This window comes from Mesorhizobium sp. M1396, from assembly GCF_040317725.1.
Lineage (GTDB): Bacteria > Pseudomonadota > Alphaproteobacteria > Rhizobiales > Rhizobiaceae > Mesorhizobium.
Window position 1 is genome coordinate 1 of the sequence record NZ_JAMYLA010000064.1, and the last position, 12,393, is coordinate 12,393.

General features: G+C 64.2%; 12 protein-coding genes. 10 read left to right on the plus strand and 2 right to left on the minus strand.

What is annotated here, in order from left to right; all coding sequences use genetic code 11:
• The first annotated feature begins 18 nt into the window (after positions 1 to 18).
• Together NKH02_RS29590 and NKH02_RS29595 are read left to right on the plus strand one after the other, a co-directional pair.
• Complete coding sequence (locus NKH02_RS29590) at positions 19 to 2,649, plus strand: nitrate reductase (protein ID WP_352883222.1); 2,631 nt, start codon at positions 19 to 21, stop codon at positions 2,647 to 2,649.
• 145 nt (positions 2,650 to 2,794) lie between these two features.
• Positions 2,795 to 3,055, plus strand: coding sequence for a BrnA antitoxin family protein (locus NKH02_RS29595; RefSeq protein ID WP_352883196.1), 261 nt, complete (start codon positions 2,795 to 2,797; stop codon positions 3,053 to 3,055).
• Here NKH02_RS29595 and NKH02_RS29600 read toward each other — a convergent pair.
• Together NKH02_RS29600 and NKH02_RS29605 are read right to left on the minus strand one after the other, a co-directional pair.
• Positions 3,041 to 3,367, minus strand: coding sequence for a hypothetical protein (locus NKH02_RS29600; protein ID WP_352883198.1), 327 nt, complete (start codon positions 3,365 to 3,367; stop codon positions 3,041 to 3,043). The genes NKH02_RS29595 and NKH02_RS29600 overlap by 15 nt on opposite strands.
• A 124-nt stretch (positions 3,368 to 3,491) precedes the next feature.
• Entirely contained in the window at positions 3,492 to 3,911 is a 420-nt protein-coding gene (locus NKH02_RS29605) for a hypothetical protein (protein ID WP_352883199.1), read from the minus strand.
• A 64-nt stretch (positions 3,912 to 3,975) separates the two neighbouring features.
• Here NKH02_RS29605 and NKH02_RS29610 point away from each other — a divergent pair, with 64 nt between their 5' ends.
• From NKH02_RS29610 to NKH02_RS29645, 8 genes are all read left to right on the plus strand, one after another.
• A complete protein-coding gene (locus NKH02_RS29610) occupies positions 3,976 to 4,947 on the plus strand; it encodes an SDR family oxidoreductase (RefSeq protein WP_352883201.1) in 972 nt (323 codons plus the stop codon).
• A 354-nt stretch (positions 4,948 to 5,301) separates the two neighbouring features.
• Complete coding sequence (locus NKH02_RS29615) at positions 5,302 to 6,075, plus strand: SDR family NAD(P)-dependent oxidoreductase (RefSeq protein WP_352883202.1); 774 nt, start codon at positions 5,302 to 5,304, stop codon at positions 6,073 to 6,075.
• Between the two features lie 203 nt (positions 6,076 to 6,278).
• Complete coding sequence (hisD, locus tag NKH02_RS29620) at positions 6,279 to 7,601, plus strand: histidinol dehydrogenase (protein WP_352883203.1); 1,323 nt, start codon at positions 6,279 to 6,281, stop codon at positions 7,599 to 7,601.
• Between the two features lie 15 nt (positions 7,602 to 7,616).
• On the plus strand, positions 7,617 to 8,642 hold the full coding sequence (locus tag NKH02_RS29625) for a zinc-dependent alcohol dehydrogenase (protein ID WP_352883204.1): 1,026 nt from the start codon (positions 7,617 to 7,619) through the stop codon (positions 8,640 to 8,642).
• A 32-nt stretch (positions 8,643 to 8,674) separates the two neighbouring features.
• Positions 8,675 to 9,406 carry a histidine utilization transcriptional repressor HutC gene (gene hutC, locus NKH02_RS29630; RefSeq protein ID WP_352883205.1) on the plus strand — a complete coding sequence of 244 codons (732 nt, stop codon included), beginning with the start codon at positions 8,675 to 8,677 and terminating at the stop codon, positions 9,404 to 9,406.
• A gap of 295 nt (positions 9,407 to 9,701) precedes the next feature.
• Complete coding sequence (locus tag NKH02_RS29635) at positions 9,702 to 10,709, plus strand: ABC transporter substrate-binding protein (protein WP_352883224.1); 1,008 nt, start codon at positions 9,702 to 9,704, stop codon at positions 10,707 to 10,709.
• A gap of 28 nt (positions 10,710 to 10,737) precedes the next feature.
• Complete coding sequence (locus tag NKH02_RS29640) at positions 10,738 to 11,577, plus strand: ABC transporter permease (RefSeq protein ID WP_352883206.1); 840 nt, start codon at positions 10,738 to 10,740, stop codon at positions 11,575 to 11,577.
• Positions 11,578 to 11,587: 10 nt separating this feature from the next.
• Positions 11,588 to 12,370: an ABC transporter ATP-binding protein gene (locus NKH02_RS29645; RefSeq protein ID WP_352883207.1), complete on the plus strand. Its 783-nt coding sequence runs from the start codon at positions 11,588 to 11,590 to the stop codon at positions 12,368 to 12,370.
• Positions 12,371 to 12,393 lie beyond the last annotated feature (23 nt).

The following is a 12,393-nucleotide window of genomic DNA, read 5'->3' on the forward strand; positions in this document are numbered from 1 at the left end:
GGGCCCCCGCCGCGCTGGGTGGGGGGGGGGGGGGGGGGGGCGGGGGGCGGGGCGGGCGCCGCCGGGGCGCGCCCGCCCCCCCGCCCCCCCCCCGACCATCCGGCCAATTTCGGCCGGCTCTGCTCCAAGGGTTCGGCACTGGCCGAGACCATCGACCTCGATGGCAGGCTGCTTCATCCGGAGATCCATGGCCGCCGCGCCGGCTGGGACGAGGCGCTCGACCTCGTCGCCTCGACCTTCTCGCAAACCATCGCCGAGCACGGCCCGGATTCGGTTGCCTTCTATGTCTCCGGCCAGTTGCTGACCGAGGACTACTATGTCGCCAACAAGCTGATGAAAGGTTTTATCGGCTCGGCCAACATCGACACCAATTCGCGCCTGTGCATGGCCTCCTCGGTCGCCGGCCATCGCCGTGCCTTCGGCGCCGATACGGTGCCGGGAACCTATGAGGATCTGGAGCTTTCCGACCTCATCGTGCTGGTCGGCTCCAACCTCGCCTGGTGCCATCCAGTGCTCTACCAGCGCATCGCGGCGGCCCGGGAAAAGCGGCCGGAGATGAAGATCGTGCTGATCGATCCGCGTCGCACGATGACCGCTGACATCGCCGACATGTACCTGGCGATCGCGCCGGATGGCGACGTCGCCCTGTTCACCGGCTTGCTCGCCTATCTCGGCCAGCACAATGCGCTCGACCGCGCCTATATCACGGCGCATACGAACGGCTTCGGGCAAGCGCTTTTCGCCGCCTCCGCGCTCGACCTGGCCGGCGTTGCCGCCGCCACGGGCCTGAGCGAGGACGAGCTTGGCCGCTTCTACAGCCTGTTCGCGGCGACCGCGAAAACGGTGACGGTTTACAGCCAGGGCGTGAACCAGTCGTCTTCGGGCACCGACAAGGTCAACGCCATCATCAACTGCCATCTGGCCACCGGCCGCATCGGCAAGCCGGGGGCAGGGCCGTTTTCGGTGACCGGCCAGCCCAACGCCATGGGCGGCCGCGAGGTCGGCGGCATGGCCAATATGCTCGCCGCTCACATGGAGATCGAAAACCCGGAACATCGCGACTGCGTGCAGCGATTCTGGAATGCACCGACCATCGCCCAAAAGCCCGGCCTGAAGGCGGTCGAGATGTTCCAGGCGCTGGCCGATGGGCGCATCAAGGCGCTATGGATCATGGCCACCAACCCGGTCGATTCAATGCCGGACGCCGACGCCGTCGAAGCGGCGATCAAGGCGTGCCCATTCGTCGTGGTGTCGGACGTGTTGGCCCAGACCGACACCGTCCGCCACGCCCATGTCCGGCTGCCCGCCGCCGCCTGGGGCGAGAAGGATGGCACCGTCACCAATTCCGAGCGCCGCATCTCGCGCCAGCGCGCTTTTCTGCCGGTGCCCGGCGAGGCTAGGCCCGACTGGCGGATTGTTGCCGAGGTGGGCAAAAGGATGGGCTTTGGCGAGGCGTTTTCCCATGCCACGCCGGCGGAGGTGTTTGCCGAGCATGCCGCGCTGTCGGGTTTTGAAAATGATGGTGCGCGGGATTTCGACATTGGCGCTTATGTCGGGGTTGATGGCGAGACCTACGCAACGCTTGAGCCGTTCCAGTGGCCGGCGCCCAGCACGACCGGGCGCCAACCCGTTCGCTTCTTCGCCAACGGCAATTTCTACACACCCGACCGCAAGGCGCGCTTCATTGCCATCCGTCCCACCACGGAAGTCCGCACCAGCCCCGACTATCCGCTGATCCTCAACACCGGCCGTATCCGCGACCATTGGCACACCATGACGCGGACGGGGAAAAGCCCGCGGCTTTCCCAGCACATCGCCGAGCCCTTCGTCGAAATCCACCCGGCGGATGCGCAGCGCTTCGGCATCGGCGACGCCGACATCGTGCGCGTTTCCAGCCCGCGCGGCGAGGTGCTGGTGCGCGCGCTGGTGACAGCACGCCAGCGCCAGGGCAGCCTTTTTGCACCGATGCACTGGACCGACCAGTTTGCGGCAAAGGGCCGGCTCGACACGCTGACCGCGCCGCTGACCGACCCGATTTCCGGCCAGCCGGCGCTGAAACATGTCGCGGCCCGCATCGAGAAATTCGCCGCGAAAGCCTTCGGCTTCGCCGTGATGCGCCAGAGGCCGGCGCATGTAGCAGCAGCTTACTGGGCCGTGGCCAAATGCAAGGGCGGCTGGCGGGTCGAGCTTGCCTTTGCCGATGACGACATCGACTGGGCCGGCTTCGCCGGCTCACTGTTCGGCGCGCCCCCGGGTGCCGAAATCCTCGCCTATCACGACCGCGATGCCGGCCAGCATCGCATCGCCGCCTTTGACGGCGATCAGCTGTCCGGCGCCTTGTTCGTCGCCCCCGGTCCTGTCGCGGTGTCGCGCGGCTGGGCGGCGGAACAGTTGAGCGCCGACCATGTCGACCGGCGCGGCAGGTTGGCGATCGTGGCCGGGCGGCCGGGCGGGATCGACGTCGACCGCGGCGCCATCGTCTGCTCCTGTTTCGGCGTCGGCGCCAACCAGATCGCGGAAGCGGTGCGCCAGGGTTGCGGCAGCGTCGCGGCAATCGGCGCGGCGCTGCATGCCGGGACGAATTGCGGCTCCTGCCGCGCCGAGATCAGGGTCATCGTCGACGCACAAATCCTTCAGGCAGCCGAGTGACGAGCGCCGGTGCGGGCCTCGAAGAGTGCGCCCGACCGTTGCCGACCGCTCGGAAACCAAAGGACCAGCGCGACGACGCCAGTTGGGCTAAGGTGGCGCAAGCGTGCAGTCTCGAGCACGAATCGTCTTCAGTCAGGGTCATCCAATGGCAAATCCCCCGCGCCGACCAACAAATCCGATGACGGCCGCCGAGGCGGCTTTCAAGCCGGTAAAGAAGCCGGCTGCCCCGGTTCGTGAGCCTTCGGCCGCTCCAGGCGTCAGGGAGCTTGTTTCGATCCGGATCGACCGCGCCGTGCTTGACCATTTCCAGGCGGATGGACCCGGCTGGCAGGACCGCATCAACGACGCCTTGCGGCAGGCGATAGAAGGCAATGTCGCCAAGGGCAATCGTTCAGACGACGAGTAGCGTCTGTTCCAGTCGGACTCGCACCTCGACGTGCAGGATGTAGAGCTTGCGCGTCTTCTCGTGGATCGTCCATTGGCCTTTCCAGACTTTCGGTATCGCGCGATGCGGCGGGGCGTGCACTCCCAGACGCCGACCGTCCGGCAGGTCCACAATGCCGTCGACGCTTCGAACTGATCGTCGCTGATCGAGGTCGGCATGGGCCCGGGCTCGTCGAGGTCGATCGAGGCGCGGAGATCGACGCTTCTTGGTCGGCGGCCCGACGCGGCCGCGCTGTGCCTCGCCGTGCGAGACCAGGCCTTCCTGCTCGAGCAACGGACGATGGCCGAGGCGCAGGGGTATCGCAGGTTCCTCCAGCGATACATCGGTACGGGGCCGAACGATGCGTTTGGCCCCGTATCGATGTGGCCAAGCCCTGCGCCGGTAGACGTGCGTCGATCTAAAGCATTGCCCCCGGAGGAACATCATCGGCGGACGCTTTGGTTTGGCGATCGAAAACGACCGCCAGGCCGTTCTTGACGGCAAGCGAGGCCACTCTGTCGTCGAGTTCGCGATCGGGAATGGCAGGTTTGAGGACTTTCCGGATGGCCTGATAGGCCTGCTCGGTCGACACATAGTCGTAGCGCTTTTTGCGCGCTTCCACATATTGCTCGATGAGAATGCCCAACCGGCGGGCGGCGATGTCATCTGGTTGCTGCAAGGGAGCCTCCTCAAGCGTCGATGGTTTGCAGACCCCCGAGATGTAAAAACCTGCGCCGCGAAAGTTAAGGCCCGAGGTCGGCCAAAGCCAAATAAATACGCCATCGACATCGACGAACCGCGCGGCAGCCAACAAGCCTCGCTCAAAATCGGATGACAAACGATCGGTCCTGAGTGGGGAACGATCTGCCCGCTGCGACATTTTCCGCAGAAGGAGGCACGCCATGCTTACAAACGACGATACCGCGAAGGCCACCCAAAAGCAGCGGCGCATACAGCGCAAGGTGGACCTCGACGACCGGAGCAAGGATGGGTCGAAACCGGATCGCGCCATGCAGGCCGGCGCACGCAACTATCCCGCGCCGCCTTTCCCCAAACAGCATCATCCCAAGCCTGGCGAGGAGGGGCGGGTTGTGCCCGCGCCGCTGTACGATGCGCCGTACTGGATCGGCTCGCGGAAGCTGGACGGCAAGATAGCGCTCATCACCGGCGGCGATTCCGGTATCGGCCGCGCGGTCGCGGTTCTTTTTGCGCGCGAGGGAGCGGACGTGGCGATCGTCTATCTGGCCGAAGACAAGGATGCGGAGACGACCAGGCAGGCCGTCGAGGCGGAAGGCCGGCGCTGCGTGCTGCTGCGCGGAGACGTGTCCAGGCGGGCCTTCTGTCGCCGGGCGGTTGCCGCGACCGTGAAGCAGTTGGGCGGCCTCGACGTACTTGTCAACAATGCCGCTTTCCAGGTGCACTCGGCCGATTTCGCCGACCTGACCGAGGAGCATTTCGACACAACGCTGAAGACCAACCTCTACGGCTATTTCCATATGGCGCAGGAGGCGGTGCCGCATATGAAGCCAGGCTCGGCCATCGTCAATACTGGCTCCGTGACAGGCATAGACGGCTCCAAGGCGCTCGTCGACTATTCGATGACCAAGGGCGGCATCCATGCCTTTACGAGAGCGCTGTCGGGCAACCTCATCGGCAAGGGGATCAGGGTGAACGCGGTGGCGCCAGGACCTGTCTGGACCCCGCTGAACCCCTCGGACAAGAAGGCCGATGACGTTTCGAAGTTTGGTGCCGACACGCCCATGAAGCGTCCGGCGCAGCCTGAGGAACTGGCACCGGCCTACGTGTTTCTCGCTTCGGCGCAGTGCTCCAGCTACATCACGGGCGAGATCCTGCCGGTCGTCGGCGGCTATTGATCCCGGCATCGCTGGCTGGCGGCTAGGCGCGTGCCGACAGACGGGCGTTCACAGCAGCTCCGATAGAACGGCCATGAAGTGGTCATTCTCCGAAGCCGAGCCGATGCTGACCGAGGCTTTCGACACAGCAGGCTCCTCTGCGGCAGGCCGACAGGTTCCCGTCATCGGCAGGTTCTCAAACACGGGGCTTCGCTGCATCCTCCCAGGTGCAAGCCCGGTTGCCGACAGGGGCTCGTGCGGCGAATTTCATCATGCGTAGCGTAGCCGAAACAGTTTGTATATGCTTGTATATGTAACCTGCGACCTGATAGCATCGAAACCGGCGTCGAAGCCGACACCGCCAAGGAGGATCACATGCGCAACGCTTCTCTCTTCGATCTGTCCGGCAGAAAGGCGCTTGTCACCGGTGCAAGCCGCGGCATCGGGCGCAGCATCGCCGAGGCACTCAGCGCGGCTGGCGCCGACGTCGCGGTCACGGCGCGCGGCCTGGCCTCGCTTGAGGACACGACGGCTGCCATCCGCGCGGCCGGCGGAGTGGCGCACGCCATCGCTCTCGACGTCACCGATGTCGAGCGGTGCCGGGCGGCAACCGCCGAGGCCGCCAGCCTGCTTGGCGGTCTCGACATTCTCGTCAACAATGCCGGGACGGAAGAGGTTCGGCCGTCGCTCGATGTCGATGAGGCGCTCTGGGACAGGATCATCGATACAAATCTGAAGGGAGCGTTCTTCTGCGCCCAGGCCGCCGCGCGACAGATGCGGGACGGCGGCCGGTCCGGCGCCATCATCAATCTGTGCTCGCTGACATCCGAAGTCGGAATTCCGACGGCAGTGCCGTATGGCTCATCGAAGTCCGGCCTGCTCGGCATGACGCGGGCGCTTGCGGCCGAGTGGGCGGAGCTTGGCATCCGGGTCAACGCCATTGCGCCGGGCTATTTCAGGACGGCGATGACCGACGTTTTCTACAGCAACGAGGCGTGGCAGCACTCCATGCTGGCCAAGATCCCGCAACGCCGTTTCGGCGATCTCCGCGACCTGCACGGCATCGCGGTGTTCCTCGCTTCGGACGCCGCGGCCTATATCACCGGCCAGTCCATCCCGGTCGATGGCGGCTTTCTCGCCTCGATCTGATGTGCGGTTTATCTCCGCAATTTCGACCGGGAGGATGATGGAAAAATTGCTGGCGACCATCATACATACATGTATATACTTTTGCCCGAGCGAAGCCTCGATGGCTTTTATTCTTGTCCCGGGCCGACCTGTTGGCCAGCGGATTATGGCCAACCAGCGCCAACCGTCATTGCGTTCCAAGAATTCCAGGAGAACGAGCAGCCATGTCCGACATCAGCTTCCATGATTTGTCATCCATCGATGCCGACCAGCGCGCCAGTCTGCTGAAGCGCGCCGAGGCCGATCTGACGGTCTTCGTCGAGAACGTCCGGCCGATCATCCAGGCCGTCAAGGACGAAGGCGATGCCGCGTTGATCCGGTTTGCCAGGGAACTCGACAAGGCCAACGTCGCCGAGGGTGAACTGCAAGTGTCCGAGAGGGAATTCGACGCGGCGTTCGACAAGGTCGAAAAGGATGTCGTGGAGAGCATCCAGTTCGGCATCGACAACATCCGGCATTTCCACGAGGAGCAGAAGCCGGAAACGATGTGGCTCAAGGAAGTCCGGCCGGGCGCCTATGCCGGTGACAGGTACACGCCGATCGCTTCCGTCGCGCTTTATGTCCCTCGCGGCAAGGGCGCCTTTCCGTCGGTGACGATGATGACGTCGGTTCCGGCGGTGATTGCCGGCGTGCCGCAAATCGCCATCGTGACGCCGCCGACAGCGGATGGTTCGGTGGACGCGGCGACGCTGGTCGCCGCGCGCCTCGCCGGCGTGGGGACCGTCTACAAATGTGGCGGTGCGCAAGCCGTCGCCGCCGTCGCCTACGGCACCGAGACGGTGAAGCCCGCGCTCAAGATCGTCGGACCCGGCAGCCCGTGGGTGGTGGCAGCCAAGAGCGTCCTGTCCTCGGTCATCAATACGGGTCTTCCAGCCGGCCCGTCGGAAGCGATCATCTTTGCCGATGACAGCGTCGACGGCGGGCTTGCCGCGCTTGATCTTCTCATCGAAGCCGAGCACGGGCCGGATTCGTCGGCCTATCTGGTGACACACAGCCGCAAGGTCGCCGAAGCCGCATTGGCTGCAATCCCCGAACACTGGTCGCGGATGACCGAGCAGCGTGTCGAGTTCTCGCGCGCGGTGCTGACCGGCAAGCGCGGCGGCATCGTGCTGACCGCGTCGCTGGAAGACAGCTACCGCTTCATCAACGACTATGCGCCCGAACATCTCGAGATCCTGTCGACGGAGCCGTTCGCGCATCTCGGGCGCATCACCGAGGCGGCCGAAATTCTCATGGGACCGCATACGCCGGTGACCCTTGCCAACTTCGTCCTCGGACCCAATGCCGTGCTGCCGACCAGCCGCTGGGCGCGAACCTACGGGCCGCTTTCGGTGACGGATTTCGTCAAGCGCTCGTCGGTCGGCTATGTCACCTCGGCCGCCTATCCTGAACTGGCGCTGCATGCCCGCAGGCTCGCCCGCTACGAAGGGTTCAGCTCGCATGAGAACGCGATCTCGGAAATCCGCGACCGCTATCTCGCCGGCTGAGCGGACACGATCGCGATGAAGGCCGCACGACTTTATGGACCCGGCGACCTGCGCGTCGAGGATATCGCCACGCCGGACGCGCCGGATGCGGGCTGGGTGAAGCTGAGGGTCGATGCCGCCGGCATTTGCGGTTCTGACCTGCACAATTTCCGAACCGGCCAATGGATAAGCCGCTCGCCTTCGACGGCCGGCCATGAACTGACCGGCACGGTGATCGCCATTGGCGAGGGCGTGGACACGTTCGTCGTCGGCGACAGGGTAGTTGCCGATTCCCGTTTCTGGTGCGGAGATTGCGCGCAATGTCGTGCCGGCAGGCGGCATTTCTGCACTGCGCTGGGCTTCGTGGGTGAGATCTGCGACGGCGGATTTGCAGAACAGGCGGTGCTGCCCGCGCGGCTGCTGCATGTCATCGATGCCGCGCTCGACGAGCGGGTCGCGGCGATGGCCGAGCCGCTGGCGGTGGCGCTGCACGCGGTGCGGCGCCTGCCGAAGACGGCGGGCTCGGTGCTGGTCGTCGGCTGCGGTCCCATCGGCGGTCTCGCCGCGCTGCTGCTTTCGCGGACCTTTGCCGGCACCATGCTCGTCGCCGACCGCAACCAGGCCCGTTGCGCCCGTGTGGTGCGGGTGACGGGGGCAACGATCGTCGATCTGAACCGGGATGCCATTGCCGGCGCCACTGCCAATGCCCCGTTGCTCGCGGCCATCGAAGCGACCGGCAGCATCGCGGCACTCAACCAGTTGCTCGGCGTCCTCGATCCCGGCGGCACGGTCGCCATGGTCGGCATCTTCCATGGCCGCCTCGACATTGATCCCAATAGTCTGGTCGAACGCGAAATCGGATTGCTGGGATGTCACGCCTTTGCCGACGAACTGCCCGAGGCCGTCCGGATGCTGGGTGAACTCAGCGCGCCGCTGCTGGCCCTGATCGACCAAGAGATCGGCCTGGATGAGGTTCCCGCCGCCTATGAGCGGCTGTTGGCGGGGCGCAGCGACGGCTTGAAAACAATCATCCGCATGCGGCAACCTGTCGAGCAGTCGTGATTTCCGATAAATCGCCGGGAAGGACTTTTGAAATGATCACGTTGCCCGATACGGCCAGCCCTCTCTACGAGAAGGTGAAGGACTACATCCTGACCAACATCGGAAAAGGCCAGTGGAGCAAGGATCGCAAGCTGCCGTCCGAAAATGAGTTGGTGGCGTCGCTCGGCGTGTCGCGGATGACGGTGCACCGGGCCTTGCGGGAACTGACCGCGGCGGGATTTCTGACTAGGCTGCAAGGTGTGGGAACCTTCATTGCGCCGCCGCGGCCGCAATCGACGCTGATCGAGATTAACAACATCGCGGCGGAAATCGTCGAGCGCGGCAACAGGCATCGCTCCGAGGTCCTCGTGCTCGAAACGATCATGCCGACAAAGGAGTTGGCGCTGTCGTTCGAATTTCCAAAGCGTGTCTCCATCTATCATTCCGTCGTCGTCAATTTCGAGAACGATCTGCCGGTGCAGGTGGAAGAGCGCTTCGTCAATCCGGCTCTGATACCCGACTACGACAAGCAGGATTTTTCGAAGACGGCGACTTACGACTACTTGATGCAGAAAACCCCGGTGACCGAGGTCGAGCATATCATCTCGGCGATCCCGGCCGATGCCGAGACGGCGCGGCATCTGGCTATCGATGTCGGCGCCTGCTGCCTATTCCTGCACCGCCGGACATGGACGGGCGCGGTGGTGGCCACGATCAGCAAGCTGACTTATGCCGGCAGCCGCTACTCGCTCGGCAGCCGCTATTCCCCTTCCAAAAACAGCTGACGGCAACGCTGCGACGCAAGACGGAAAGGTTTCGTTGCCAATGTATATACATGCATTGAGGGCAGACGGATGCGCCCGATCAAAGTGGAAGTTGGAGCCCAACTAGGTTGTATATGCATGTATGTATTTTAGCCTTGACATCCGCTCCGGCTGACGCTGAAATATCTTCGCACTTCACCCTGAAGTGGCAGGTAAGACGCCAAGGCATAGTGCCGCAAGAGCAGAAACCCGCAGTCTCACCAGACCGGATGCCTGGGTAAGAAAAGCGGTCTGATCATCAAGGGGAACAAAGATGATGCGTAACCTAACAGCACAATTTCGCGCGCTCGTGATGGCCGCCGCCATCGGGCTCGCCGCCGCCCCGGCAGCCCACGCTGCCGATGCGGCTATTCCCACCACGCCCGAGGCGGGAGCGTTCAAGATCGGCATCGAGCCGTGGCTTGGCTATGGCCAGTGGCATGTCGCCGAGGCCAAGGCGCTGTTCAAGGCAAACGGCCTGACGGACGTCCAGATCGTCAACTTCGCCGAGGACAAGGACATCAACGCAGCACTCGCAAGCGGCCAGCTCGACGCCGCCAACATCGCCACCCACACGGCGATGGGCATGGTTGCGGCCGGCCTGCCGGTGAAGATCGTGCTGCTGCTCGACGTCTCCATGACCGCCGACGCCATCATCGCCGGCAAGGACGTCACCTCCATCGCGGACCTCAAGGGTAAGCAAGTCGCCTTCGAGGAAGGCACGACGAGCGACATCCTGCTCAAATACGCACTCGCCAGGAACGGCATGTCGATCGACGACGTGAAGCCGGTTCCGATGCCGGCGTCCGACGCCGGCAGCGCCTTGATCGCCGGCCAGGTGCCGGTCGCGGTGACCTATGAACCGTACCTCACCGTCGCCATGGCGCAGAACAAGGATCTTAAGCTGCTGTTCACCGCCGGCGAGGATCCCGGCCTGATCAGCGACGTGCTGGTGGTGCGCGACGAGGTGATCAAGTCGCGGCCCGGCCAGGTGCTGGCCATGATCAAGAGCTGGGACGCGGCGCTCAAGGATTACAATGCCGACACGCCTGGTGGCCGAGCCATCATCGCCAAGGCGGTCGGTTCGGACGTCAAGGACCTCGACACCGCCTTTGATGGCGTGCGCTACTACTCGCTCGCCGAAAACAAGACGGCGCTCACCGGCGACTTCACCACCAAGACCTTCGCCGATGTCGAGGCCGCCGCCAAGAACGCCAAGCTGCTGCAGGCCGATGTGACGCCGGAGCAGATGATCGACCCGTCCTTCGTCAAGGCGGCGGAATGACCAAGGCCGGACCGAGGTGGTGACGCGAATGTCCGCAGAGCGTCCCACGCCGGGACCGGCCGTGAAACCGGCGAGGCGCCGCCGATCCTCCGGGATCGGCGTGCCCATCGCCAAGTCGCGTTTCCTGACGATCGCGGTGGCTGTCTTCGTCGGGCTTGGCCTTGCCTGGTGGGCGGCGACCGGACTGGGATTGGTGAAGCCCATCTTCCTGCCGTCGCCGGGCAGCGTCGCGACGCAGATCGCCAAGCTCGCGGCCGACGGCACGTTGTGGCTGGACCTCAAAGCCTCGATGTACCGCATTTCCATCGGCTTCCTCATCGCCTCGGCGCTGTCGATACCGATCGGCGTGCTGATCGGCAGTTTCCGTTCCTGGGAAGCGGCCATCGAGCCGCTGGTGGATTTCATCCGCTACATGCCGGTCGTCGCCTTCGTGCCGCTCTCCATCCTGTGGGCGGGCACCGGCGATTCGCAGAAGTTCCTGATCATCTTCATCGGCACCTTCTTCCAGCAGGTGCTGATGATCATGGACAATGTGAAACGGGTTCCCGCCGATTTCATCGGCCTTGGGCGCACACTCGGCCTGCCGGATCGCAAGATCCTGACGCGCATCGTCGTGCCCAGTGCGTTGCCGGGTATCTGGGATACGCTGCGCATCAGCCTGGGCTGGGCATGGACCTGGCTGGTGCTGGCCGAACTTGTCGCGGCGACATCGGGTCTCGGCTATCGCATCACCGTGTCGCAGCGCTATTTCCAGACCAACACCATCATCGGCTACATCCTGCTGCTTGGCCTGCTCGGCCTCATCACCGACCAGGTGATGAAGGCGCTGGAAAAGGTGTTGTTCAAGCAAGAGGGCCGCTCGCAATGAGGAACGGTCGATGATTCCTCCCAAATTGCGGATCGCCGGTCTGCACAAGAGCTTCGGCACGGGCGAGCGGCGTAAGGAAGTGCTGCGCGACATCAACCTCGATCTTGCCGACAATGAGTTCGTCTCCCTGGTCGGCACATCGGGCTGCGGCAAGAGCACGCTGCTGTCGATCGTGGCCGGGTTGCAGGATTTCGACGCCGGCGATCTCAGCATCGATGGCGCGCCCATCCTGCAGCCGGGGCTCGACCGCGGCGTCGTCTTCCAGTCCTACACGCTGCTCCCCTGGCTGACGGCGCGGCAGAACATCGAGTTTGCCCTCAAGGCCGCCGGCTACGATCGCTCGACCTGCCGCAGCATCGCGCTGGAGCATCTCGAACTCGTCAAGCTGTCGGATAGTGCCGATCGCTATCCGGCCGAACTCTCGGGCGGCATGAAACAGCGCGTCGCCATTGCGCGTGCGCTTTCCTATCGGCCCAAGATGCTGTTGATGGACGAGCCCTTCGGCGCCCTCGATGCGTTGACCCGGCACCAGATGCAGGAACTGCTGACCCAGATCTGGGAGGAACACAGGTTGACCGTCCTGTTTGTCACCCATGACGTGGAGGAGGCCGTCTATCTGTCGGACCGGATCGTCGTCATGGGGATCGGTCCGGGCCGCATCACGCAGACCTTCAACGTCGATATCGAGCGCCCGCGCCGCGAAGAGGTGATGGAAAGCCCTGCATTCATGGATATACAGCGCGGCGTACACAAGGCCATCCGCGAGGGCTCAAAACGCCCCGAAATGGCGTAGGCGCCCGCAGTCACCTGTAGGCC